At 71.7% G+C, this 25093-nt stretch carries 20 protein-coding genes; 4 read left to right on the top strand and 16 right to left on the bottom strand.

Going from position 1 to position 25093, the window contains the following annotated elements:
- Positions 1–35: 35 nt before the first annotated feature.
- The 6 genes from CP975_RS08675 to CP975_RS08700 all read right to left on the bottom strand — a co-directional run bounded on the left by CP975_RS08675 (position 36) and on the right by CP975_RS08700 (position 8155).
- A complete protein-coding gene (locus tag CP975_RS08675; RefSeq protein WP_150476726.1) occupies positions 36–1484 on the bottom strand; it encodes a lysine N(6)-hydroxylase/L-ornithine N(5)-oxygenase family protein in 1449 nt (482 codons plus the stop codon).
- Entirely contained in the window at positions 1481–2920 is a 1440-nt protein-coding gene (locus CP975_RS08680; RefSeq protein WP_150476727.1) for a pyridoxal phosphate-dependent decarboxylase family protein, read from the bottom strand. Before CP975_RS08680 ends, CP975_RS08675 begins: the two co-directional genes overlap by 4 nt.
- A 136-nt stretch (positions 2921–3056) precedes the next feature.
- Positions 3057–3911, bottom strand: coding sequence for an NAD(P)H-binding protein (locus CP975_RS08685; RefSeq protein ID WP_055536332.1), 855 nt, complete (start codon positions 3909–3911; stop codon positions 3057–3059).
- 334 nt (positions 3912–4245) lie between these two features.
- A complete protein-coding gene (pepN, locus tag CP975_RS08690) occupies positions 4246–6783 on the bottom strand; it encodes an aminopeptidase N (RefSeq protein ID WP_150476728.1) in 2538 nt (845 codons plus the stop codon).
- A 68-nt stretch (positions 6784–6851) separates the two neighbouring features.
- The gene (locus tag CP975_RS08695; RefSeq protein ID WP_246201436.1) at positions 6852–7235 is read right to left on the bottom strand and encodes a chorismate mutase; all 384 of its coding nucleotides are present in this window, start codon (positions 7233–7235) and stop codon (positions 6852–6854) included.
- Positions 7236–7246: 11 nt separating this feature from the next.
- Positions 7247–8155: a helix-turn-helix domain-containing protein gene (locus CP975_RS08700; protein ID WP_055531966.1), complete on the bottom strand. Its 909-nt coding sequence runs from the start codon at positions 8153–8155 to the stop codon at positions 7247–7249.
- Between the two features lie 147 nt (positions 8156–8302).
- On the opposite strand from CP975_RS08700, the gene CP975_RS08705 reads away from it, so the two are divergent.
- The gene (locus tag CP975_RS08705) at positions 8303–10057 is read left to right on the top strand and encodes a glycoside hydrolase family 35 protein (RefSeq protein WP_055531965.1); all 1755 of its coding nucleotides are present in this window, start codon (positions 8303–8305) and stop codon (positions 10055–10057) included.
- A 26-nt stretch (positions 10058–10083) separates the two neighbouring features.
- On the opposite strand, the gene CP975_RS08710 is transcribed toward CP975_RS08705, so the two are convergent.
- Together CP975_RS08710 and CP975_RS08715 are read right to left on the bottom strand one after the other, a co-directional pair.
- Positions 10084–13194, bottom strand: coding sequence for an endo-alpha-N-acetylgalactosaminidase family protein (locus tag CP975_RS08710; RefSeq protein ID WP_055531964.1), 3111 nt, complete (start codon positions 13192–13194; stop codon positions 10084–10086).
- Between the two features lie 174 nt (positions 13195–13368).
- Complete coding sequence (locus tag CP975_RS08715; protein WP_425474234.1) at positions 13369–14199, bottom strand: S1 family peptidase; 831 nt, start codon at positions 14197–14199, stop codon at positions 13369–13371.
- A 206-nt stretch (positions 14200–14405) separates the two neighbouring features.
- On the opposite strand from CP975_RS08715, the gene CP975_RS08720 reads away from it, so the two are divergent.
- The gene (locus CP975_RS08720; RefSeq protein WP_055531960.1) at positions 14406–15314 is read left to right on the top strand and encodes a hypothetical protein; all 909 of its coding nucleotides are present in this window, start codon (positions 14406–14408) and stop codon (positions 15312–15314) included.
- 22 nt (positions 15315–15336) lie between these two features.
- On the opposite strand, the gene CP975_RS08725 is transcribed toward CP975_RS08720, so the two are convergent.
- The 3 genes from CP975_RS08725 to CP975_RS08735 form a co-directional block, all read right to left on the bottom strand.
- Positions 15337–16191, bottom strand: a complete 855-nt coding sequence (locus CP975_RS08725; protein ID WP_055531959.1) for a pentapeptide repeat-containing protein — start codon at positions 16189–16191, stop codon at positions 15337–15339.
- A gap of 160 nt (positions 16192–16351) precedes the next feature.
- Positions 16352–17908: a DEAD/DEAH box helicase gene (locus tag CP975_RS08730; protein ID WP_150476729.1), complete on the bottom strand. Its 1557-nt coding sequence runs from the start codon at positions 17906–17908 to the stop codon at positions 16352–16354.
- A 158-nt stretch (positions 17909–18066) separates the two neighbouring features.
- Complete coding sequence (locus CP975_RS08735; protein ID WP_053727847.1) at positions 18067–18270, bottom strand: cold-shock protein; 204 nt, start codon at positions 18268–18270, stop codon at positions 18067–18069.
- Between the two features lie 317 nt (positions 18271–18587).
- On the opposite strand from CP975_RS08735, the gene CP975_RS08740 reads away from it, so the two are divergent.
- Entirely contained in the window at positions 18588–19529 is a 942-nt protein-coding gene (locus tag CP975_RS08740; protein WP_055536305.1) for a tyrosine-protein phosphatase, read from the top strand.
- Here CP975_RS08740 and CP975_RS08745 read toward each other — a convergent pair.
- On the bottom strand, positions 19526–20623 hold the full coding sequence (locus CP975_RS08745; RefSeq protein ID WP_055536306.1) for a hypothetical protein: 1098 nt from the start codon (positions 20621–20623) through the stop codon (positions 19526–19528). The two genes, CP975_RS08740 and CP975_RS08745, sit on opposite strands and share 4 nt — an antisense overlap.
- Positions 20624–20646: 23 nt before the next feature.
- The gene (locus tag CP975_RS08750) at positions 20647–20883 is read right to left on the bottom strand and encodes a hypothetical protein (RefSeq protein WP_055536307.1); all 237 of its coding nucleotides are present in this window, start codon (positions 20881–20883) and stop codon (positions 20647–20649) included.
- Positions 20884–20973: 90 nt separating this feature from the next.
- Between CP975_RS08750 and CP975_RS08755 the strand changes: the two genes are divergently transcribed.
- Positions 20974–21786 carry a chitosanase gene (locus tag CP975_RS08755; RefSeq protein ID WP_055536308.1) on the top strand — a complete coding sequence of 271 codons (813 nt, stop codon included), beginning with the start codon at positions 20974–20976 and terminating at the stop codon, positions 21784–21786.
- A gap of 12 nt (positions 21787–21798) precedes the next feature.
- Here the strand turns inward: CP975_RS08755 and CP975_RS08760 are convergent, their stop codons facing one another.
- The 3 genes from CP975_RS08760 to CP975_RS08770 all read right to left on the bottom strand — a co-directional run bounded on the left by CP975_RS08760 (position 21799) and on the right by CP975_RS08770 (position 25010).
- Complete coding sequence (locus CP975_RS08760; RefSeq protein ID WP_055536309.1) at positions 21799–22635, bottom strand: carbohydrate ABC transporter permease; 837 nt, start codon at positions 22633–22635, stop codon at positions 21799–21801.
- Positions 22632–23624: a carbohydrate ABC transporter permease gene (locus tag CP975_RS08765; RefSeq protein ID WP_055536314.1), complete on the bottom strand. Its 993-nt coding sequence runs from the start codon at positions 23622–23624 to the stop codon at positions 22632–22634. The genes CP975_RS08760 and CP975_RS08765 overlap by 4 nt, the downstream gene beginning before the upstream one ends.
- Before the next feature lie 84 nt (positions 23625–23708).
- Positions 23709–25010 carry a sugar ABC transporter substrate-binding protein gene (locus CP975_RS08770; protein ID WP_055536310.1) on the bottom strand — a complete coding sequence of 434 codons (1302 nt, stop codon included), beginning with the start codon at positions 25008–25010 and terminating at the stop codon, positions 23709–23711.
- Between the last annotated feature and the right edge of the window lie 83 nt (positions 25011–25093).

The raw sequence follows: 25093 nt of genomic DNA on the forward strand, positions 1-25093 counted from the left end.
GGTTATCGGGGGGGGGACTGTGGCTCCGGGGGGGCTCAGTTCTTGAGGCGTACGAGGTGGGTGCGTTGTTCGCCGATGCGGGGGGTGGTGTCGGTGGGGTGGTCGGGGGTGCGGAGGCCGAAGCTGGTGAAGGCGGTGCGCCGGGGCAGGGGGTAGGGGGTCTTGCCGGTGAGGGTGTTGAGGATGGTGGCGCTGCGCCAGGCGGCGAGGCCGAGGTCGGGGGCGCCGACGCCATGGGTGTGGCGTTCGGCGTTCTGGACGTAGATGTTGCTGCCGGTGGCGGTGATGGAGGGGTCGAGGGTGAGGCGGTACTGCTCGTCGATGCGGGGGCGGGCGGAGGAGTCCTTGCGGATGTAGGGGTCGAGGCCGGCGAGGAGCTGGTCGACGGGGCGTTCGCGGTAGCCGGTGGCGAGGATGACGGCGTCGGTGGTGAGGCGGGACCGGGTGCCTTGTTGAAGGTGTTCCAGATGGAGTTCGACGCGGGTGGAGGCGACGCGTCCGGCGGTGCGGACGTGGACGCCGGGGGTGAGGACGGTGTCGGGCCAGCCGCCGTGGAGGGTGCGTCGGTACAGCTCGTCGTGGATGGCGGCGATGGTGTCGGCGTCGATGCCCTTGTGGAGTTGCCACTGGTGGGGGACGAGGCCGTCGCGGACGGCCTCGGGCAGGGCGTGGAAGTAGCGGGTGTAGTCGGGGGTGAAGTGTTCGAGACCGAGCTTGGAGTACTCCATGGGGGCGAAGGCTTCGGTGCGGGCGAGCCAGTGGATCTTTTCGTGTCCCGCGGGGCGGGCGCGGAGCAGGTCGAGGAAGATTTCGGCGCCGGACTGCCCTGAGCCGATGACGGTGATGTGTTCGGCGGCGATGAGTTGTTCGCGGTGGTCGAGGTAGTCGGCGGAGTGGATGACGGGGACGGCGGGGGCTTCGGCGAGGGGTTTGAGGGGTTCGGGGATGTGCGGGGTGGTGCCGACGCCGAGGGCGATGTTCTTGGTGTAGGTGCGGCCGAGGGCTTCGGCCTCGCCGTCGGTGTCGAGTTGGGTGTAGTCGACTTCGAAGAGGTCGCGTTCGGGGTTCCAGCGGACGGCGTCGACCTGGTGGCCGAAGTGGAGTCCGGGGAGGTTCTCGCTGACCCAGCGGCAGTAGGCGTCGTATTCGGCGCGTTGGATGTGGAAGCGCTCGGCGAAGTAGAAGGGGAAGAGGCGTTCGCGGGTCTTGAGGTAGTTGAGGAAGGTCCAGGGGCTCGCGGGGTCGGCGAGGGTGACGAGGTCGGCGAGGAAGGGGACTTGGAGGGTGGCGCCGTCGATGAGGAGGCCGGGGTGCCAGTGGAAGTCGGGGCGTTGGTCGTAGAAGGCGGTGTCGAGTTCGCCGAGGGGGTGGGCGAGGGCGGCGAGGGAGAGGTTGAAGGGGCCGATGCCGATGCCGACGAGGTCGCGGGGGTCTTCGGGGGTGTTGCGCGGCTGGGGGCCGGGGTGGTCGGGTGTGCCGGTCATCGGGGGGTGCTTCCTTCCGCGAGGCGGGGGGTGGTGGTGCGGCTCTGTCCGTCGACGAGGTCGAGGAGGGTGGTGAGGTCGTCGGGGCGGGTGTGCGGGTTGAGGAGGGTGGCCTTGAGCCATCTGCGGCCGCCGAGGTCGGCGCGGCCGAGGACGGCGGTGCCTTCGGTGAGCAGCTTCCTTCGTGTGTGGGCGAGGTCGGTGTCGTCGGCGTCGACGGGCCGGAACAGGACGGTGCTGATGGCCGGTGTGTCGTACAGCTCGAAGCGCGGGTGGGCTTCGACGAGGGCCGCGAACTGCTGTGCCCGGTCGCAGACTTGGTCGACGAGGTCGCCGATCCCGCGACGTCCGAGGGCCTTGAGAGTGACGGCGATCTTGAGGATGTCGGGGCGCCGGGTGGTGCGCAGGGAGCGGCCGAGGAGGTCGGGGAGTCCGGCGTCGGTGTCGTCGTCGGCGTTGAGGTAGTCGGCGCGGTGGGTGAGGGCGGCGAGGTCGTGGGGGTCGCGGACGGCGAGGAGTCCGGCGGCGGCGGGCTGCCAGCCGAGTTTGTGCAGGTCGAGGGTGACGGTGTCGGCGCGGTCGATGCCGCGCAGGAGTTCCTTGCGTGTGTCGCTGAAGAGGAGTCCTCCGCCGTAGGCGGCGTCGATGTGCAGGCGGGCGCCGTGGGTGGCGCACAGGTCGGCGATGTCGTCGAGGGGGTCGATGAGGCCCGCGTCGGTGGTTCCGGCGGTGGCGGCGACGAGGAGGGTGCCCGGGGGGCCGCTCAGTGCGGTGAGGGCTTGGGCCAGGGCCGCGGGGTCGAGGGTGCCGGTGGGGGTGGGCACGGTGACGGGGCGGGGCAGGCCGAGGAGCCAGGCGGCGCGGGGCAGGGAGTGGTGGGCGTTGGCGCCGACGACGAGGCGCACGGGGGTGCCGGTGCTCTGGGCGGGTGGCGTTTCGCGGGCGAGGAGCAGGGCGAGTTGGTTGGACTCGGTGCCGCCGGTGGTGACGAGGGCGTCCGCGCCGGGGTGGATCCGGGTGGCGATGGCGCGGGTGACGAGGGCTTCGAGGGCGGAGGCGGCGGGGGCCTGGTCCCAGGAGTCCATGGAGGGGTTGAGCGCGGAGGCGGCGAGGTCCGCGGCGGCGGCGACGGCGAGCGGCGGGCAGTGCAGGTGGGCGGCGCACAGCGGGTCGGCGGGGTCGGCGGCGCCTGCCGCGAGGGTGTGGACGAGGGTGCGCAGGGCCGCTTCGGGGCTGGTGCCGTGCTCGGGCAGGAGGGGTTCGGCGGCGGCGCGGACCCTGGCGGTGACGGCGTCGGGGCCGCCGGCGGGGAGCGGGCCGCCCCGGGCCGCCGCCCCGTCGCGCAGGGCGTCGAGGGTGGCCGCGAGCAACGGCCTGAGGGCGTCGGGCCCTTGGGCGCCTCCGGCGAGGGGCGGCGGCGTGCGCGGGGTGCTCATCGGGGATGCCCTCCGGGTGTGCGTACAGGGGCACCAGCCTGTACGCCACCTGAGCGGCGTGCCCGAATACTTCGGCGAACCGAACCCGAAAGTGGTACTGCCGTGCGGAGAAAACGTGTCGGTGCGGGCCGGGGTGCTAGGGGCGGAAGTCGTTCTTGTGGTCCTGTGCCCACTGGGCGAAGGTGCGGGCGGGCTTGCCGGTGACGGCTTCGACGGTGGTGGTGATCTCCGGTGCGACGCCGACGGATTCGGCGAAGGAGGCGAGGAGGGCGGGGAGTATCTGCGGCGGGACGTGCGGGAAGAGGTCGGGGCCGACTTCCTCGGGCGGTACGTCGATGAAGCGCAGGGTGCGGCCGAGGGTGGCGCCGATGATGTGGATCTGCTCCTCGGTGGTGACGGCCTCGGGGCCGGTGAGGCGGTGGACGGCGCCCTGGTGGCCGTCGTCGAGGAAGGTGCGGGCGGCGACGGCCGCGATGTCGGCCTCGTGGATGGGGGCGGTGACGGCGCCGGGGAACGGGCCGCGCACGGTGTCGCCGACGCGGATCTGGGGCGCCCACTGGAGGGAGTTGGTGGCGAAGGCGTTGGGCCGCAGGAAGGTGTGGGCGAGGCCGCTCGCCGTGACACTCGCTTCTAGCTCGGCGTGCGCGACGTAGAGGGGGTGGCTGGTGTCGGCGCCGTCCTGGACGGTGCCCGAGGAGAGGACGGTGACGTGCTGGACGCCGCCCGCGCGGGCCGCTTCCAGCAGGGCCTCGGTGTGCGTGCCGACGGCTTGGAGGTGCAGGAAGAGGCCGGTGGCGCCGTCGAGGAGCGGGGCGAGGTCGGCCGGTTCGGGCTGGTCGCCGGAGAGGTCGAAGCGGGCGACCTGGGCGGCGGCGGGGAGGCCGGCGCGCTCCGGGGAGCGGGTCAGGCCGCGTACGGGGGCCTGCTCGGCGGTGAGCTGGGTGACGAGGGCGCGGCCCACGTTTCCGGTGGCTCCGGTGACGACGATCACGGGTGGCTCCTTCTGGTCCTGAGCGTGCCTAGGACCCGGAGAGCCATGAGGGGCCGGTGGCCCGATGCCGGGTTGGCCCGATGCCGGGTAGCCCGATGCCGGGTGGCCCGGCGGCCGAGTGGTATCGGGCCGGTCGGCCCGACGACCCGGTAGCCGGGGGCCGGTCAGCTCGACGGCCGGGTGGCCCGATGGCCCTGAGGGTCCTGGTGGCGGCGGCCGTGCCGACGGGTTCCGGCCCGGCTCTTGATCGAGCCTAGGCCGGTACCGCCGGGAACCGAATCGTCGTTTGGGACCAGGGGGCGTAGGCCCCGGGACCTACGTCCGCGGACCTCGGTCAGCCCTTGCCCGCGCCCTGCCGGACGCGCAACGCCCTTGCCAGGTCGTCGAGTTGGTCGATGAACTTGCGGCGCAGGGCGGGGACGGGGTCCGCGTCGCGCAGGCACCGCTCGCCCAGCCGGAGCGTCTCGGCGTTTACGAGGGGGGCGGGGAAGGCCCAGCGGCCCACGATGTCGGCGACGGCGGGGCCGCGCCGCGCGGCGACTGTGACGGCGTCCTCGTAGTAGCGCGGGACGTACTCCTGGAGGAGCTCGGCCTGTTCGGGCTGCCAGAAGCCCTGCGCGGTGGCCTTGAGGAGGTAGTTGGACAGCTCGTCGGAGGCGAACATCGCCTCCCACGCGGCCCTCTTGGCGGCGGCGTCGGGCAGCGAGGCACGGCAGCGGGCGGCGCCTTCCCGGCCGGTGGCGCTCGGGTCCCTGGCCAGCTCGGCGGCGATGGCCGCCTCGTCGGTGGCGTCGAGCACGGCGAGCCGGGCGAGGACGCGCCAGCGCAGCTCGGGGTCGAGTTCGGGGCCGCCGGGCACGGTGCCTTCGGTCAGCCACACCTGGAGGGGTGCGGGCTGGGTGGCGACGTCGATGGCGGTGCGGACCGCGGTGAGGCGCAGGCCGGGGTTGGAGCCGTCCTCGGTGCGCCGGATCAGGTCGCGGCAGAGTTCGCCGAGGGCGGCGAGGGCGGCGGGCCGCTCCGCGGGGCCGGTGTAGCGGTCGGCGATGTGGTCGGTGGCGAAGGCGAGTACGCCTTGGACGATGGCGAGGTCGCTCTCCTCGGGGAGGTGGGCGAGGGCCGCCGTCAGGTAGGAGCCGCCGTCGAGTTCTCCGTCGCGGACCATGTCGCGCAGGCTGTTCCACAGGACGGCGCGGGTCAGGGCGTCGGGGACTTGGGAGAGGCCGCGCAGCGCGGTCTCCTGGGAGGTGTCGTCGAGGCGGATCTTGGCGTAGGTGAGGTCCTGGTCGTTGGGGACGATCAGGGCGGGGCGGCCGCCGTCGCGGGGCTGGGCGGTCTCGGTGGCGGGGACGTCGGTCTCGTAGCGCTCGCGCAGGACCAGGCCGGGGGCGCCGGAGAGGTCGCGGTCGTAGACGCCGACGGCGACGCGGTGGGGCCGGCCGCCGTCGGGGGCGCCGGGGCCCGCGTCGCGGTCGAGGGTGAGGGTCCATTCGCGTCCGGCGTGCAGGACCTTCGGGGTGAGGGTGTCGACGCCGGTGGTGCGCAGCCAGGCCTTGGCCCAGGCGTGTACGTCCCGGTCGGTGGCGTGGGCGAGGGAGTCGATGAAGTCGTCGAGGGTGGCGTTGGCGAACTTGTGCCGTGCGATGTGGGTGTTGATGCCGGCGAGGAAGTCCTTCTCGCCGAGCCAGGCGACGAGCTGGCGCAGGGCGCCGGCTCCCTTGGCGTAGGAGATGCCGTCGAAGTTGAGCAGCGCGGACGCGGTGTCGGGCACGGCGTGGGGGTCGGGGGCGACGGGGTGGGTGGAGGGGCGCTGGTCGGCGTCGTATCCCCAGGTCTTGCGGGCGATGCCGAAGGCGGTCCACGGGTCCAGGAAGCGGGTGGTCTCGGCGGTGGTCTGGAAGCCCATGTACTCGGCGAAGGACTCGTTGAGCCAGATGTCGTCCCACCACCTGAGGGTGACGAGGTCGCCGAACCACATGTGGGCCATCTCGTGGGCGATGGTCATGGCGCGTGACTGGCGCTCGGTGTCGGTGACGGCGGAGCGGAAGAGGTACTCGTCGCGGAAGGTGACGAGCCCGGGGTTCTCCATGGCGCCCTCGTTGAACTCGGGGACGAACGCCTGGTCGTAGGAGTCGAAGGGGTAGGGCTCGTCGAACTTCTCGTGGTAGCGGTCGAAGCAGGCGCGGGTGATGTCGAGGATCTCGTCGGCGTCGGCGTCCATGAAGGGCGCGAGGGAGCGGCGGCAGTGGATGCCGAAGGGCAGTCCGCGGTGTTCGGTGCGCACCGAGTGGTAGGGGCCGGCGGCGACGGCGACGAGGTAGGTGGACAGGGGCGGGGTGGCGGCGGCCCGCCAGGTGCCGTCGCCCTGGTGTTCGGTGATGCCGTTGGCGAGGACGGTCCAGCCCGCGGGGGCGGTGACGGTCAGCTCGAAGGTGGCCTTCAGGTCGGGCTGGTCGAAGGCGGGGAAGACGCGCTGGACGTTCTCCAGGAACAGCTGGGAGTACGTGTAGGTCTCGCCGTCGCTGGGGTCGGTGAAGCGGTGCATGCCCTCGCCGGTGCGGGAGTAGCGCATCGCGGCGTCCACGCGCAGTTCGTGCTCGCCCGCGGTGAGCCCGTCGAGGGGGAGGCGGTTGTCGACGAGGTCCGCCGGGTCCAGGGGGCGCCCGTCGAGGGTGGCGGAGCGCAGTTCGGCGGGCTTGAGCTCGACGAAGGTGGCGCCGTCGGTGCGGGCGCCGAACCGGATGACGGTACGCGAGTCGAAGGTCTCGCGGGCGGGGTCCGCCGCCTGGGTCAGGTCGAGCTCGACGGTGTACCGGTGGACGTCGATGAGCTGGGCTCGGGTCTGCGCTTCGTCGCGCGTCAGTGCGGGCATGGGGCCATGCTGCCCGATGGCGGGGGCCGCGGTGTAGGACGAAGATCTCCGCGCCGCCGGGGCGGGGTCTAGGAGGACTTCGCGATCGTCTCGTGGTGGCGGATCACCTCGGCGATGATGAAGTTGAGCAGCTTCTCGGCGAAGGCGGGGTCGAGCTTGGCGCTCTCGGCGAGTTCGCGCAGCCGGGCGATCTGGCGGGCCTCGCGGTCCGGGTCCGCGGGCGGCAGGTGGTGGTTGGCCTTGAGGTGGCCGACCTGCTGGGTGCACTTGAAGCGCTCGGCGAGCATGTGGACGACGGCGGCGTCGATGTTGTCGATGCTGTCGCGCAGCCGGGACAGCTCGGCGCGCACGGCCGCGTCGGAGGCCGGGGGCGCGCTCGCGTCGACCGTGGGGGGTGCGCTCGCGTCGGAGGCGGGGACGCCGTTCGCGTCACTGGTGTGGCTGGTGTTCATGGGCCACGAGCCTACGTTGCCGGTTCGGGACCGCCCGCCGCGGAGGAGCGCAGGATCGGCGGGTGGTCGGGGTCCGGTATCTGCTGGGACCAGCCGCCGGGGACGGCCCGGCCCTGTTGTTCGCGGAAGCGGACGGGGGCGGTGCCGACGCGGCGGGTGAAGAGGCGGGAGAAGTAGGCGGGGTCGTCGTAGCCGACGCGGCGGGCGACGGCGGCGACGGGCAGTTCGGTGGCGGCGAGGAGTTCCTTGGCGCGGCCGAGGCGGATGCCGAGGAGGTAGTCCTTGGGGCTGCACCCGGCGCCGCGCCGCACGGCGGTGCGCAGTTCGGCGGGGGTCATGCCGTGCCGGGCGGCGTGTTCGGCGACGGTCAGCGGCCGGAAGGCGTCGCGGGCCAAGGCCTGGAGGACGGGGTCGCCGTCGGGGGCGATGTCGGCGCGGGCGCGGCGCAGGGCGACGAGGAGTTCGTGGACGGCGGCGCCGGTCTCGACTTCGAGGAGGGGGTTGCCGCGGCGGGCGGCGCGGGCGATGCGGCCGACGGCTGCCCGGGCGCCTGCCGCGTCGGAGAGCGGCACGACGGGGCGGTGGGGTTCGATGTAGCCGAGTTCGGTGTACGTGGGGGTGGCGGGGCCCGTGAAGTCGACGAAGCACTCGTCCCAGCCGGTGTCGGGGTCGGGCCCGTAGTGGTGGCGTACGCCGGGGGTGAGCCAGATCAGGGCGGGCGCGGTCACCGTCGTGACGGTGCCGTCGGGGCCGCGGAACCAGCCGCCGCCCGCGCTGATGACGACGGCGACGTGGTGGTCGAGGGTGCGGGGGCCGACGGTCGGCAGGAGGCCGTGCTGGAGGCCGACGCCGAGGCAGGCGAGGCCGAGCCGGTGGTGGGTCGGGCTGGGAGTGAAATACCGCATCCAGGTGTGGTACATCCGCACGCCCCTTCCGGTGCGGGCCGCGCCGGCCCGCTCGCTGCGTCCAACGGGACCCGATCTTTGTCCATGGACCCCGCCGCCCGCCAGAGGTGATCGTGGGCGGGCGGTACGGAGGCGGGCGGTACGCAGGTGGGAGGGGACGCGATGGGCGGGTTCAGGGTCGGCGAGGACGATTTCGAGCTGGAGGGGCGTCCGGTGCGGCTGCTCTCCGGCGCGCTGCACTACTTCAGGGTGCACGAGGAGCAGTGGGGTCACCGGCTGGCGATGCTGCGCGCGATGGGGCTCAACTGTGTGGAGACGTACGTGCCGTGGAATCTGCACGAGCCGCGTCCCGGCGTGTTCCGTGACGTGTCGGCGCTCGGCCGTTTCCTGGACGCAGCGCGGGCGGCGGGTCTGTGGGCGATCGTCCGCCCGGGGCCCTACATCTGCGCGGAGTGGGAGAACGGCGGGTTGCCGCACTGGCTGACGGGTGCGTTGGGGGCGCGGGTGCGGACGCGTGACGGGGCGTACCTGGCGCATGTGGAGCGCTGGTTCGGGCGGGTGCTGCGGGAGGTCGTGCCGCGTCAGTACGGCGGCCCCGAGGGCGGTTGCGTGCTCATGGTGCAGGTCGAGAACGAGTACGGCAGCTACGGCTCGGACCAGGTGTATCTGCGCCGGCTGGCCGCTCTGCTGCGCGCCGAGGGTGTGCGGGTGCCGCTGTTCACCTCGGACGGGCCCGAGGACCACATGCTGACCGGTGGCTCGATCCCGGGGGTCCTCGCGACGGCGAACTTCGGGTCGGGGGCACGGTCGGGCTTCGCGACGCTGCGCGCGCACCGGCCGAAGGGGCCGCTGATGTGCATGGAGTTCTGGTGCGGCTGGTTCGACCACTGGGGCGCGGACCATGTCGTACGGGACGCCGACGACGCGGCGACGGCACTGCGGGAGATTCTGGAGTGCGGGGCGTCGGTGAATGTCTATATGGCGCACGGCGGTTCGAACTTCGCGGGCTGGGCGGGCGCGAACCGGGGTGGGGGCGCTCTGCACGACGGGCCGCTGGAGCCGGACGTGACGTCGTACGACTATGACGCGCCGATCGACGAGTTCGGCCGTGCGACGGCGAAGTTCTGGCGCTTCAGGGAGATCCTCGCCCCGTACGCGTCCGGGCCGCTGCCCGAGCCGCCCCCTCCCCCGCCGGTCCTCGGTGCCCCCGTGTCGGCGGCGCTCACCGACTGGTCGCCGCTGGAGACGGTCCTGGAGCGGCTGGGCACCCCGGAGGCGGAATACGCCGTACCGCCCTCCTTCGAAGAGCTGGACGTGGACCGCGGCCTGGTGCGCTACGCCGTGACGGTGCCGGGCCCGCGCGGGCCGTATCCGCTGAGCGTGCGGGGGCTTCGCGATCTGGCGGTCGTGTACGTGGACGGGGTGCGGGCCGGTGTCCTGACCGAGGACGCGCCCGTGCTGGAGGCCCCGGTGGCCGGGCACGCGCGCGTGGAGCTGTGGGTGGAGTCGCTGGGCCGGGTCAACTACGGGCCGCGCACGGGTGAGACCAAGGGGGTCACCGGAGGGATCCTCCACGAGCGGCAGTATCTGCACGGGGTGCGGGCGCGGGGTCTGCGGCTCGACGCGTTCGACGTGCCGTCGGCGGTACGGGGGATCCCCGCGACCGGCGCCGCGGAGGGCCGCCCCGGCCTGTACCGGGGCACGGTCGAGATCACCGCCCCCGGCGACGCGACCCTCGAACTCCCCGGCTGGACCCGGGGCTTCGTCTGGCTGAACGGCTTCAACCTGGGCCGCTACTGGTCGATCGGCCCGCAGCGGACGCTGTACGTGCCGGGCCCCGTGCTGCGGGAGGGCAGCAACGAGGTGTGGGTGCTTGAGCTGGAGGGGACGGCCGGGGCGGCACTCACCCTGTCCTGAGGGCCTGGGCCGCCCCCTCAGAGGTCTCAGACCTCGCTCACCTCGAACGCGTCGAGCACGAACTCCGCGGTGCCGTCGTCGCCGGTCTTGCGCAGGCCGACCCAGGCCTCTCCCTCGGCGGGTGCCGTGAACTCGTAGGTGAGGGTGGTGGGTGCGGTGGTGACGGGGAGTTCCTCGCGGCCGGTCTCGCGGGGGGCGGGGGCGTCGACGGCGGTGATCCAGGCGTACTGGCCCGCCTTCTCGTTCTCGTAGCGGAAGGAGACGCGGTAGCGCCTGCCCGGGGCGAAGCGGACGGTGTGCGGCACGGTGCGGTAGACGAGGCCGGTGTTCTCGCCGCGGGACTTCAGGGAGTTGGTGCCGTCGATGACGTCGTCGATCGCCTTGCCGTTCCAGCCGCGCTGGGTGTACGGGGCGTGGCGCTGGGCGATGTGGGTGCGCGGGTCGGTGACGCCGCCCGCGTCGCCCTTGACGAAGGGCCCCCAACCCTGCGGGACGTGCTCGAAGTCCTCGTGGACGAGGGTGTTCCGGGGCCGCTTGACGGGGTGGGCCGCGACGACGCGTACGTTGTCGAAGCGCACGCGCGCGTGGCCCGCCTCGGCGCGCAGGGTCAGCTCGGCGGTGCCGCCGCCCTCGGGGACGGTGAAGTGCGTGAACATGCGCTGGAAGCGGGTGCCGTGCTTGCGGTCGGCGGCGACGTGGTTGCCCGCGGTGGAGGTGTGGGTGAAGTTGGCCGCGGTGACGCCGTCGGGGGTGCGCACCTCCAGGGAGGCCTTGCGCCGCTCCCCCGCCCGCTCGCCGACCTCGACCTGTACGGACGCGACGTAGGTGCCTGCCGTGAGGCGGGCGAGTCGCTGTCCTACGGAGGCTGCGCCGCCCGCGCCGATGACCAGCTCGTGATCGCCGAGGGCGCTGAGTTTCACAGCGGCGGGCCCGCTGACCTTCCAGCCCTTCAGGGAGCCGGAGTGGAAGCCGGGGTCGTGCAGCGCAGTTCCCTGCCCCCACTTCGGGTCCGGCAGCGCGGCGGCGCGCTCGCGGTAGAGGACGTAGGGCTGTTTGGGCTCGGCCTCGATGGTGACTTTTCCGCCCGCTACGGAGACGTACGACTCGAAGACGCGCCCCTGGTCGGTGAGCCGGTACAGGGCGACGCGGGAGCGGGCCGCCCACGCGCGCGGGAGCCGCCAGGTGCTGGCGCCGCCGGTGGGGTTGTAGTGGTACAGCTTGGCGGGGTCGGTGGCCTTGCGGGGCTCCCAGGGGAGGAGGTACCGGCCGTCTTCGTAGACGAGGTGCCCGTCGGTGGTGATGCGCCGCTTGCCTTCGGAGGCGTCGGTGACGGCCGTCCGCGTGGGGCCGAAGAAGGTGATCTCGTGCTCGTCCCAGGTCTTGATGGGGTACGCCTGGAGGTACTTGGCGGGCAGTGAGTGGGTCCAGATCAGGTCGTAGAAGGCGTGCCAGTCGGTCTTGCCGACCCAGCCCTCGAAGTTGCCCATGCGGGCGATGCCGAGGAGGGTGGGCCACTTGTCGGCGAAGACGTCCTTCTGGTGGTTGCGGACGAAGCGGATGAGGCGGGAGTTGATGCCGCGGGAGGTGTCGCCGCCGTAGTCGGGTTCGGTGGCCCAGTGCGACCAGATCGCGGAGCGTTCGAGGCCGTGGCCCCATTCGGTGGTGACGGTCCAGCCCTGTTCGCGCAGGGCCCGCTGGAGGCGGTCGGAGGTCCAGCCCGACTCGCGGAAGACGTCGATGTAGAGGGCGTTCAGGCCGTGGCCGGTCTGGGCGCGCAGGTCGGCGAAGCGCTGGACGATGCCTCCGGAGACCAGGTCGCGGCGCTGGTCGATGCGGTAGCTCTGGTCGAGCCAGTCCCACTGCTCGTCGGTCTTGTCGACGAGCTTCTCCGAGAAGGCGTTCGCGACGGGGTAGGACTCGGTGGCGTTGACGTGCACGGCGAAGTCGCTGTGCCATTTCCTGCCCTCGCGGACGAGGGTGTTGAGGTCGTCGAGGCCGCCCGCGCGCGTGTTGTAGTTGTCCGCGTAGTCGGGGTGGGCGGAGTCGTGGCCCTCGGACTGGTAGCCCTTCAGGAGCGTGTACTGGCGCAGCCCGTCGGTGGCCAGGTGGATCCGCTTGACGTTGTCGAGGGTGGTGAGGAACGGGTTGGTGGCCTGCGAGGCGAAGTTGAAGGGGATGTGCGGGACGACCCGCAGGTGCTGTTCGTCGGCGCCGAGGGGGGTCACCATGACGTCGCGGAAGGCGATGGCGGCGTCCTGCCAGTCGACCTTGCCGTCGCCGTTGCGGTCGCCGGTGATGACGACGGTGGCGTACGGGAGGGGTTCGGTGGCGTCGAGGGGCGCGGTCGCGGCGCGGTGGGTCCACTGTCCCGGTGTGAGGCGGGCCTCTACGTAGTCGGCCGTTCGCACCGTCTCGCGCCACAGGCGGCCGTTGTCCCAGGTGGTGCCCGCCTGGGAGGTGGGCTTGTCGTAGACGGTGTTCGTCTCGACGGCCCCGCCGAGGGTGTCGTGCGCGACGACGGCGTACGCGCATCCGACGGGCGCCTCGGCGGGTGTGTCCTTGTCCGGCCGGACCAGGGTGTCGCCGCTCTTGGCCTTGTCGAGCTGGACCCTGGCGGCGAGGAGGGCGGCGCCGGGCTGGTCGTCGCGCACGGAGAGCAGGGCGAGGCCGGGAACGCGCAGGGTGCCGACCCGCAGCGCGTCGGTGTCGGCGATCCTCGTGACGCGCCAGTGGACCTGGCGTCCCTCGACCGCGATCTCGGCGTCGATCCGGGTGCCGCCGTCGAAGGCGAGTACGTACGTGATGCGGGATCGGCCCGCTCTCGCGGTGACCTTCGGAGTGTGCGCGGTCTCGTCGACGAGGACGGTGGTGACGGCGTCCCGGCGGCCGTGCAGGACGGCGCCGCTCGCGCGGTCGGTGTACGAGACGATGCGCGGGAAGCCGGTGGCGACGCGGACGTCCAGGTGGGCGGAGCGCAGGGTCACCTCGTCCGCGAGGGGTTCGGCGGTGGCAGCGTGGGCGGTGGCAGCGTGGGCGGACGCGGTGGAGCCCACTCCGAGGGCGGCTCCCACCCCGGCGATCGCCCCGGTGGCGACCACGGCTCGGCGGCTCGGTCCGGACGTGTCTGACGGCGGCATGCGGCACCCCTCCACGGGACGGTTCTCGGTGCCGATCACGATGCGCCGGGCGGGGCGGACGCGCCTATGGACAAAGCGGTGACGGGTGTTGGACTTAACCTCGGGGCCGGGGCCTCTCCATGCCGAAGCGGGGCGCCCACGCGCGTGGGCGCCCCGCTCCAGTGCCGCGGGACGTCAGAGTCCCGCCGCCGCCTTCTCTATGTCCGTGGCGAACGTCGACACCTCGGTGTAGACACCGGGGAACTTCGGCCGCGCGCAGCCGTTGCCCCAGCTGACGACGCCGACCTGGATGTACGCGCCGGCCTCGTCCTTACGGAACATGGGGCCGCCCGAGTCGCCCTGGCAGGTGTCGATGCCGCCCTGGGCGAGGTTGCCGGCGCAGATCTCCTCGGCGGGCGTGAGGTCGTTGCCGTACGCGGCCTTGCAGTCGGCGTCGCTGACGAACGGCACGGTCGCCTTGAGGAGGTAGCGCTGCTGGGCGCCGCCTTCCCGGTCGGCGCCCCAGCCCGCGACGGTGAAGTTGCCGTTGTTGTACTTGGTGTCCTTGGCGATCTTCAGCGTGGGCAGGTCGATGGGCTTCGCCAGCTTGATGAGCGCCCAGTCCTTGCCCTTGCCGTTGTAGCCGGGGGCCTGGAGGACCTTGGTGGACTTGACCTTGATCGCGGAGGAGCTGCGCAGGTCGACGACGCCCGCGGTGGCGGTGATGCTGGTGTTGTTGCCGGAACCGTCCACGCAGTGGGCGGCGGTCAGCACGATGTTCTTGGCGTACAGGGAGCCGCCGCAGCCCATCGACAGACGGACCATGAACGGGAACTCGCCCTGCTTGGCGGTGGTCCCTCCGACGATGCGCTCGCTCGGCCGGGGGGCCGGGTCAGGGGCGGCGGACGCGGCCACCGGCTGGAGGCTGAGGGTGGCGAGCGCGATCGTGCCGAGGGTGGCGGCTCTCTTGACGCCACGCAGCTTGGTCTTCAATTGTCTGCCCTTCGTGGGGGGTTGTTGGGGCATGCAAGGGACTCCTGCCAGCCGCACGGACGTTCGGATGGCATGAGCCCGACAAAGCGTTGCCCCGGATTATGGAGATCGGTGTCCGCTCAAGGCAAGGGGCTGTTTCCGGCCAGGACATGCCGCGCGAGCCGCTCCCCTCACGGCCACCCCCCGTACAGTGGAGCCGAGTTGCGGTGTCCCGATGGCTGACATCAGGGGGTGCGGGCGTGACGGTCGGCGGCGGACCTGTCGTGCACGGCTACCCCCACCTGGAGACCGTGCGCGCCGCCATCACCGCGCTCTACAAACGCCTCTCGTACGACACGGTCCACGCCTTCGACACCAGCGTCGCCCCCGCCGACGTGGCCTTCGGCGACCAGGAAGACCTGTATCCGGGCGTGCAGCGGGTGGCCCGCGCGATGGTGCGGCACCTGCGGCTGCCCGACGCCCGCGTGATCGTCTGCTTCCGCGAGATGGAACACGCCGCGTCCGTCGAACTGGCCGCGGGCCCCGAGTACTTCATCGAGCTCAACGACCGTTTCCGCACCCATCGGCGGGACATCGGCGCGGCGCTCGCCCACGAGGTCATGCACGTGTATCTGCACCGGCTCGACCTGTCGTTCCCCGGCACCCGCGACAACGAGATCCTCACCGACACGGCCGCCGCGTACCTGGGCGCGGGCTGGCTGCTCCTCGACGCCTACCGCGAGGACGGCGCCTCCTCGCAGAAGCTCGGCTACCTCACGCCGGAGGAGTTCGGCTACGTCCTCGCCAAGCGGGCGCTGGCCTTCGGCGAGGCCCCGGAGACCTGGTTCACCAGCGCGCAGGCGTACACGGCGTACACGAAGGGACTCGCCCGCGCCCGCCGCGACGAACAGCGGCCGCCGCTGACGGCGGCGGGCTGGGCGGGCAGACGGCGGTACGCGAAGGACCGGCGGTACGCGCGGGAGCACAGCGCGGGGACGCCCGAGGCGGGGGCGCGGGGCGGGACGTACTCCTTCTCGACCGACGGCCTCGGCGCGCTGCGGGTGTCGTTCCCCTGCCCCACGTGCTGCCAGCGGATCCGTGTGCCGGCGCGGGGGCGGGTCAGGGCGCGGTGCGCGCTGTGCCGGACGGTACTGGAGTGCGACGCCTAGGGGCTCATCCGCCGGACAGGGCCTAGGGCGTGTCCGACCAGTGCGAGGGGCGGGTCAGGGAGGCCGGGAGCCGGGTGCGGGCGTCGCCCCGGGCCGCGTTCACCTGGGACTGCGTGAGGAAGAGCGCGCCGGTGAGGTCGGCGCCACGCAGGTCCGCGTCGCGCAGGTCGGCGCCGATCAGGTCGGCCGTCCGCAGATCGGCGTCGCGCAGGTCGGCCGCTATGAGGTAAGCACCGCGCAGGTTCGCGCCCCTGAGGTCGGCGCCCTTGAGCCGCGCGCCGAAGAGGTCCGCTCCCCTGCGGTCCTTCTTCTTGCCGCCGACGCCCTTGCGTACGAGTTCACTGGTGCGCAGCAGGAGGACGTTGACGTCCTCGCGATGGGCGGCGACGTCGGTGTCGGTGATCGCCTCGGGGGTGCCCTGGGCCAGTTCCTCGGTCCGGGCGAGGCACGTGCGCAGGTCGGCGCGGATCGGCTCGGTCTGCGGGAGCGTGAGCGCCTCGGTCAGGTACCAGAGCAGCTCGTGGAGTTGCCGCATGATCGGGAACACCGCGAACATCTGCTGGGCGGTGGCCGGATCCTTGCGCCAGTCGCGCCCGCCGAAGGTGTCCTGCGAGACGTGCTGGCCCGCGCCGAAGCAGTCGTACACGGTGCAGCCCCGAAAGCCCTTGTTCCGCAGGTCGCTGTGGATGCCGCAGCGGGAGTCCGTCCGGAGGTTGGCGCAGGGCTTGCCGGCGTCCTTGTCCACGGCGAAGTCCGAGGACGCGGAGAAAGCGAGAGCCACACAACAGAGCCCGAAGCAGCTGCCGCAGTCGGCACGGAGGCGGGCGGGGCCGCCTTCGAGCGGGATCAACGCGAGGGCCTCGCGCTCCGACGCCATGGGTGGGCTCCTTCTCAGAACTTCGTACGGTGCGAGCACGTGGACGACGGCGCAGCTCGCCGCCCTACCTGGCGTGTCCACGCGGGGTAAACGGGTGGGTGGGTGGGGAAGCCCCCGCCGCGGAGCGGCGGAGAACCCCCACGGCGGGAGAGCCGAGAGACTACGCCGCCCTGCGGCGGCCCCCCTGGGCGCCGCCACCGGACCCGGACCCGGAGCGCCCGCCCCCACGGGGAGCCCGACGCTGCTGACCCTGGCCGGAGGCACCCCCCGAGGATGCGCCACCCCCGCCGCGGGGGCGCCGCCGCCGCTGCGAGGAGGCCTGCGCGGGCTGCTGCGGCTGCGGCGTCTCGATGACCACCGGTACGCCCGAGGGCTCCCGCGCGCCGGTGATCCGTACCAGCTCCTCGTCCGAGGAGGAGACCCGCACCGTGCGGGGCTGGATCTCCGCGTCGGACATCAGCCGCGTCATGTCCCGCTTCTCCTCGGGGAGCACGAGGGTGACGACGCTGCCGGACTCGCCGGCGCGCGCGGTGCGCCCGCCGCGGTGGAGGTAGTCCTTGTGGTCGGCGGGCGGGTCGATGTTCACGACCAGGTCGAGGTCGTCGACGTGGATGCCGCGCGCCGCGACGTTCGTGGCGACCAGCGCGGTGACCTGGCCGGTCTTGAACTGGTCGAGCGTGCGGTTGCGCTGCGGCTGCGAGCGGCCGCCGTGCAGGCCGGAGGCGCGTACACCGTTGGCGAGGAGCCGCTTGGTGAAGCGGTCCACGGCGCGCTTGGTGTCCAGGAACATGATCACGCGGCCCTCGCGGGCGGCGATCCGCATGGCGACGGCCTTCTTGTCCGTCTCGTCGGCGACGTAGAGCACGTGGTGCTCCATCGTCGTCACCGCGCCCGCGGACGGGTCCACGGAGTGCACGACGGGGTCGGTGAGGAACATCCGGACGAGCCGGTCGATGTTCTTGTCGAGCGTCGCCGAGAACAGCATGGTCTGGCCGCCCCGCTCGACCTGCTTGAGCAGCGCGGTGACCTGCGGCATGAAGCCCATGTCGGCCATCTGGTCGGCCTCGTCGAGGACGGTCGTGCGCACCCGGGAGAGGTCGCAGTCGCCGCGTTCGATGAGGTCCTTGAGGCGGCCGGGGGTAGCCACCAGGACCTCGGCGCCGCGGCGGAGCGTGCCCGACTGCTTGGTGATCGACATGCCGCCGACGACGGTGGCCATGCGGAGGTTCACCGACGTCGCGTACGGCGTGAGGGCGTCCGTGACCTGCTGGGCCAGCTCGCGCGTGGGGACCAGGACCATCGCGAGCGGCGACTTCGACTCGGCGCGCTGCCCGGCCGTGCGGGCGAGGAGCGCGAGGCCGAAGGCCAGCGTCTTGCCGGAGCCGGTGCGTCCGCGGCCGAGGATGTCGCGCCCGGCGAGGGAGTTGGGCAGGGTGGCGGCCTGGATCGGGAAGGGCGCGGTGACGCCCTGGGCCGCCAGCGTCTTCAGGAGGGCCTCGGGCATGTCCAGGTCGCCGAAGGCCTCGACGGCGGGCAGCGCGGGCGTGATGCTCTCGGGCAGCGCGAACTCCCCGCCCTGCGCCGGCTTCGGCTTACGGCTTCCGGGCTTCTTCGCGGCATGCGCGGAGCCCTTCGCCTGACCGGTCGGCCGGCCCTTTCCGGCGGCGTTCGCGGGCCGCTTACGGGCGGGGCGTGCGGGGCGGTCGGAGCGGTTCATGCAGTAATGCCTTCCTGGTCGCTGGACTTCCGGACACTGATTCCGGACCTCTGAGCCTTCTGTGCGGCTCTGGGCCCGGTCGGGCCCGATGACAGCGCAAGCCGAGGCCCGCACCTTCCGGTGCGGGCCTCGGCTGTGAGGTTCGCGCGCTGCGGTGATCAGGCAGGAAGGATGTTCTCGGCCTGGAGGCCCTTCTGGCCCTGGGTCACCTCGAAGGAAACCTTCTGGCCCTCGAGGAGCTCACGGAAGCCCGAGGACGCGATGTTCGAGTAGTGGGCGAAGACGTCGGGGCCGCCGCCGTCCTGCTCGATGAAGCCGAAGCCCTTTTCCGAGTTAAACCACTTAACGGTGCCGGTTGCCATGTCAATCTCCTCAACAGGGGCAGAGTATGGAAAATCACGGAATTGTGATTTTCCAGCGCCGCAATGACCCCATCCGGAGAGAACCGGAAAAACAATAATGCGCCCTCGGAGCATTCCCGTCAGGCGCACATAAAGTTCATGGGTACCAAAACTGCAACACATAACTTTAACACGGTCGGCGGGGCGGTTGTTCCCGGGCCCACGAGACGTACGCCACGGCACCGGCGCCGCCCCTTCCCCCGGCCCCCTTGGCGCATGCCCCTTCCCCCTTGCGGGAGACCTCGCTACGTTCCCCACCCCGATCGGAAGGCGGCCCGATGCGCATCTCACGCACCCGAACGGCAGCCGGACTCGCGATCTCCTCCCTGGTCCTCGGCGCCCTGCCCGCCTGGACGGCCCACGCCGGGCCCGTGGCGTCCGGCGCTCCCCGGCACGCCTCGCACCAGCCGTACCGCCCGGCGGCCACCGGCACCGCCCGCCACATCCCGCTCCAGGGCGCCGTGAACGTACGCGACGTGGGCGGCTACCGCACCTATCACGGGGAGCGGGTCCGTCACGGCCAGGTCTTCCGGGGCGACTCCCTCAGCAAGCTCACCGACGCCGACCTCGCCGTGCTCTCCCGGCTCGGCCTGACGCAGGCCGTCGATTTCCGGGTGCCGGCCGAGGTCCAGTACGACGGACCGGACCGGCTGCCCGCGGGGGTCGTCCCCCTCTCGCGCCCGATCACCGACAACGGCCTGTTCACCCGGCTGCTCACGGCGATCGGCTCCCGGGACCCGGTCAAGCAGGAGGAGATGCTGGGCGGCGGCAGGGCGGCGGCGTTCATGCGCGACGTCTACCGCACCTTCGTCGCCGACAGCGCCAATCGCGGGCAGTTCGCGGCGACCCTGCGCCAGATCGCGTCCGGCCGCTCCCCGCTGCTCTACCACTGCACGGCGGGCAAGGACCGCACCGGCTGGGCGACGTATCTGCTGCTGCGGCTGGTCGGCGTGCCGGACAGGACGGCCGTGGGCGACTATCTGGCCTCCAACACCTACCGCTCCGCCCACGACGCGCGGCTCCGCGAGGCGCTGAGGCAGAGCGGGACGATGCGGAACCCGGATCTGATCATCCCGTTGCAGGAGGTGCGCACCGACTACCTCGGCGCGGCCCTCGACGAGGCGACCGACCGGTACGGCGGCCTGTACGGCTACCTGACCGAGGGCCTCGGCCTGGACGCGGCCACCATCCTGAAGCTGCGCCACCGCATGGTCGGCTAGCGCGGCTGCTGGAACGCGGGCAGTTCGAAGATCCGCGTCCTTGCCTCGTCGTCCATCAGCTCGACCAGGGGCATGACCAGTTCCCACAGGTCCCGCTTGTCGACCTCCAGGGCGAGTGCGTCCAGGTCGGCGGCGGGCAGGGCCCCCGCGGCGTCGGCGACGACCTTGCGGGAGTCCTCCGGCAGCGCGCCGACCAGGGGCAGGAACTCCGCCCACAGACCGGTGGCCACCACCGCCCGCACGACCCCGCCGAGGACGTCCGCGCCCCGCAGGGAGGGCAGCGCCGCGACCGTCCTGCGCTCCTCGTCGGCCAGCAGCGCGACCAGCGGCAGCAGGGACTCCCACAGGTCCTGCCCGGCCACCGTGGTGACCAGGGAGTCGAGCCGGTCCTCGGGCTGCGCGGCGGCGAGCGAGGCGATGCGGGCCCGCTGCTCCCCCGTTACCATGCCGGCGACGGCCAGCGCCTCGGGCCACAGGCCCGCGGCGGACGCGGAGCCGATCACGGAGGCGAGGCGGTCCCGGCCCATCAGCTCGACGATCCGGCCGAGCCGTTCGGGTTCCTCGATCGCGAAGCCCGTCCGCAGGACGGTGGCGTCGTCGACCTGCGGCAGGATGCGGCGCAGCGCGGAGTCGGGCAGGTGGCCGACGAAGCGGCCCATGGTGAGGTGGTCGCCGCGTTCGGCGAGGGCGACGGCGACGCGTACGAGGAGGTTCTCGTCGAGCCGGTCGACGATGCCCCGGATCCGCCGGGGGTCGAGGTGTGCGCAGGACTCGGCGGTGAAGGACACCGGCAGTTTCCCGATGATGTCGGCGGCGCGGGCCGGTTCGAGCCGTCCGGCGACGGCGGCGGCCAGGCGTGGGCCGAGCGCCTTCTGCGAGATGGCGGCGGCGACGCCGGCCGGGACGAGCTTGGTGGCGGCCGCGATCCGGTCGAGCATGTCGGGCGCCCGGTCGAAGAGCGCCGCGACGCAACTGGCGCGGAAGCGGCGTACGTCCTCGGCGGGCAGTGTCCGCAGGAAGGCGAGTGCCTCGGGCTCGACGTCCAGGAGGCGGGCGGTCTTGAGGGTCTCGGCCCGGCCGCGCAGCTTGTCCATGCTGAACTCCTCGCTCGCCTCGGCTATCGGAAGAGGATCCGGCGTACGGGGCCGCGGGCCAGGGCGGGCACCAGCTTCAGCGCCTCCTCCGCGGCTTCGTTCAGTCCCGCTGCCCGGCCCTCGCGCTCGCGCTCCAGGGCGTCCGCCAGCGTCGCGAGCTGAGCGGGCGTCAACTGGTCGAAGGACGAGGGTGGTTCGTCCCGCAGCTCTTGGCTCAGGCGCTCCCGTTGCTCCCGCTGTTCCGGCGTCTCGGTGCTCACTCCGCCTCCCGGGCTGGGTCCGGGTCCCGAGAGTGGCCCCGAATTGACTTTTAGTCAATAGTGTCGGACCCCGGCGGTAATCTTGGCCGAATGAAACGCGCCGGTCTGCTGCTCCTCCTCGTCGTCGCCGTCGCCACGGTGGCCGCGTACCTCCTGGGCGACGACGCGGACGACGGCTCCGGGGCCGCCCCGCCGCCGGGCCTCGCCGCCCCCGCCAAGAAGGAGCTGGCGCACCGGCTCGTGTCGAGCGCGGAGAACTCGACGCTCGACTGGCGCGGCCAGTACGGCTACATCGAGGACATCGGCGACGGGCGGGGCTACACCGCCGGGCTCATCGGCTTCTGCACCGGCACGAGCGACCTGCTCGGCCTCGTCGAGCGCTACACGAAGGACCACCCGGGCAATCGGCTCGCCCGCTACCTCCCCGCCCTGCGGAAGGTCGACGGCAGCGACTCCCACGAGGGCCTGGACCCCGGCTTCACCGAGGCCTGGAAGGCGGAGGCCGCCGAGCCCGCGTTCCGCGAGGCCCAGGACCGGGCGCGCGACCGCGGCTACTTCGACCCCGCCGTGCGCCTCGCCAAGCGCGACGGGCTCGGCACGCTCGGCCAGTTCATCTACTACGACGCGATGGTCATGCACGGCCCCGGCTCCGGTCCGCGCACCTTCCACGGCCTGCGCGAGGCGGCTCTGAAGCAGACAGCCACGCCGTCCGGGGGCGGCGAGGAGAAGGCGTATCTCGACGCCTTCCTGGATGTGCGCCGTGCGGTGATGAAGCGGGAGAAGGGCCACCACGACACCACGCGCCTGGACACCGCGCAGCGCCGGTTCCTCAGGGACGGCAATCTGGACCTCAGGACGCCGCTGACGTGGAAGGTGTACGGGGAGACCTACAAGGTGCCCTAGAACTGGCCTCCGTCAGCCCTTGACCGCGCCCGCCGCCAGGCCCGAGCCCAGCTTCCGGTGCACGATCACGAAGAAGATCATCACCGGCACCGTGACCAGCGTGGAGCTGGCCATGACCGGGCCCCAGGACGTCGAGTTCTCCCCGAAGAACTGGTAGATGCCCACGGCCGCCGTGTACTTGTCGCTGCTCTTCATGAAGGTGTAGGCGAAGACGAACTCGTTCCACGCCGTGATGAAGGCGAAGATCGAGGTGGCGACGAGGCCCGGCGCGACCAGCGGCAGCAGCACGGACCAGAACATCCGCGGCCAGGACGCCCCGTCGATGTACGCGGCCTCCTCGACCTCCTTGGGCACGGTCGCGACGAAGCCGCGCAGCGTCCAGATCGCGAAGGGCAGCGAGAGGGCGATGTAGACGATGCTCAGCCCGAGCAGGGAGTTGAGCATGTCGTAGTCCCGCATCTGGATGAAGAGCGGGATGACCAGGGCCTCCAGCGGCACCATCTGCACGATCAGGATCATGATCAGTACGGAGGTGCGGAAGCGGAACTTGAAGCGGGCCACGGCGATGGCCGCGAAGAGCGAGAGCACCCCGGCCGCGACGATGGTGGCGAGCCCGACGAGCGCCGAGTTCAGCAGGTACGTACCGAAGTCGCCCTTGTCGAAGACGAACTCGAAGTGTTCGAGGCTGAGGCCGCTGGGCAGCACGTCCGAGCCGCGGGTGAGCGCCTTCGGGTCGAGCGCGGTGGAGACCATCCAGTAGACGGGGAAGAGCGTGAAGACGAGGAGCGCGACGACCGCGACCGGAAGGCCGACGCGACGCGCGAGGGTGGTGCGGTGGCGGGCCGTCACAGGTCCTCCTCCCCCTGCCTGAACAGCGTCCGGATGTAGACGATGGTGATGACGAGGAGCAGCACGGTCAGCAGGACCGCGGCGGCCGCGCCCGCGCCGTAGTCGTTCTTGGCGAACGCCTCGATGTAGGAGTAGACGCCGAGGTTGTAGACCTCCGGGTTGGAGCCGTCGCCGCCCGGCATCAGATAGATCTGGGTGAAGACCTTGAAGTCCCAGATGGTGGAGAGGATGGTCACCACGAGGAAGACGGGCTTGATCGTCGGCACGGTGATGTTCCAGAACCGCTGCCAGGCGTTCGCGCCGTCCAGCTCCCCCGCCTCGTACAGCTCCTTGGGGATCGTCATGAGTCCCGCGAGCACGGTGATGGCGACGAAGGGGAAGCCGTGGTGGATGACGTTGAGGGTGGCGATGGCGTAGAAGGGGCCGCGCTCGGTGAACCAGTTGGTGGTCTCCGGGTCGATCAGGCCGAGCGAGCCCGCGATCTGGCTCGCCATGCCGTCCTGCGGCTGGAAGAGCCAGATCCATACGTACGTTCCTGTCACCGCGGGCATGGCCCAGGCGGCGAGGATCGCGATCGAGCAGATCAGCCGCCAGGTGGGGCCGAGGCGGTTGAGGAGCAGCGCCACGAGGGTGCCGAGGGCGACGGTCAGGCCGACGCAGGCGGCGGCGAAGAAGACGGTGTTGGGCAGGACGGTCTGCCACAGCAGGTCACCGGTGAGCAGGTCCCTGTAGTGGTCGAAGCCGGTGAACGTGCCGACTCCGCCGCCGAATTTGACCTCGTAGTCCTGGAGGGAGAGCTTGCCGACCTGGATCAGCGGCCAGAGCAGGAGGCCGGCGAGGACCACGAGGGAGGGGGCGAGGAGGAGCCAGGGGCGGGTGAGGGTGATCAGTTTCTTGCGGCGGCGGGCGGCCTCGGCGGCGCCGTCGGGCCGCGGGGGGTCGCGGCGGACCGGGGCCCCCGATCCGCCGCCGACGAGCGTGTCCTTCACGACAGTCGCGTCCTTCACAGTCGCGTCTCGTCCTTCACAGTCGCGTCCTTCACAGTCGCGTTCACGGTGCGGGGACTCGCCTCGTCACTTGTCCTTGGCGAAGATCGCGTCCATGTCCTTGGCGGCCTTGTCCGCGGCGTCCTGGACGGACGCCTTGCCGGTGAGGATCGACTGGACCATGCCGGGGATGACCTTCGAGGCCTGGATCTCGCCGTACGCGGTGGTCTTGGGGACCGTGGCGCCGGCCTCCAGCATCTGCTTGGCGAAGGGCTCGACCAGCGGGTCCTTCTTCGCGGCGATCTTCTGAAGCTCGGAGTTCTGGCCGGGGAAGTAGTTGGTCTGCTCGGCCCACTTGGCGGCGAACTCGCCGGTGGTCAGCATCTTCACGAACTCCCAGGCGAGTTCCTTCTTGTCCGTGTCGAACGTGGACAGGTAGGAGCCGCCGAGGAAGGACTTGCTCATGCCGCCGTTCTCGCCCGGGATCGGCACGGCGCCGAGCTTGCCCTTGAGGGACGGGTTCTTGTCGACGATCGCCTTCGGGGTCCAGTTGCCGCCGATGGACATCCCGATCTCGCTCTTGTTCCAGGCCTCGCCGACCTCCTTCTCCGTCCAGGTGCTGACCTTGGCCGGGGAGACCTTGTCCTTGGTGGCGAGGTCCGTGTAGAACTCGATGCCCTTGACGGCCTCGGGCGAGTTGATGCCGGACTTCCACTTCCCGCCGGACTCGGTGGCCAGTTCGCCGCCCGCGCCCCACACGAAGGGGGCCGCGAACATCTCCGCGCCGCCCGCCACGGGGAAGGCGACCAGGTTCGGCTCCTTCTCCTTGAGCGTCCTCGCGGCCGTCCGCAGCTCCTTCCACGTGGTCGGGGGCTTGATGTCGTGCTTGGCGAAGAGGTCCTTGCGGTAGACGATGGAGCGGACGCCCGCGTACCAGGGCATGCCGTACTGCTTGCCGTCGAGCGTGCCCGCGTCCTTCAGGCCCTCGACCAGGTCGTCGCCGAGACCCGACTTCTTCACCTCGTCGGTGACGTCGACGAGCGCTTCGGTCTTGGCGAACTGCGGCACCCAGGTGGTGCCGACCTCCGCCACGTCGGGCACCTGCTCAGCGCCGCCCTCGATGGCGGTCGTGAACTTCTTCTGGGCGGTGGCCCACTGCTGGTACTCGACCTTGATCTTGGCGCCGGTCTTCTTCTCGAAGGCGTCCCCGGCCTCCTTGAAGAAGGGCCGCGCGTCGGGGTTGGTGCCCTCCATGATCCATACGGTGAGGGTCTTGCCCTTGCCGTCGGTGGCCTTGCCGCCGTCGTCCCCGTCATCGCCGCCGCACGCCGTGGCGGTCAGTCCGAGACTCATGGCGACAGCAACAGCCGCGATGACCCGTCGCTTCATGCCGGCCCCCTCCAGGTTCCGATTGGTGGGAGCGATTGTGGTCACACAGGACAGAGGCGGTCTAGACCCATTGGGATAAGCGG

The sequence above is a fragment of the Streptomyces alboniger genome (genome assembly GCF_008704395.1).
Lineage (GTDB): Bacteria > Actinomycetota > Actinomycetes > Streptomycetales > Streptomycetaceae > Streptomyces > Streptomyces alboniger.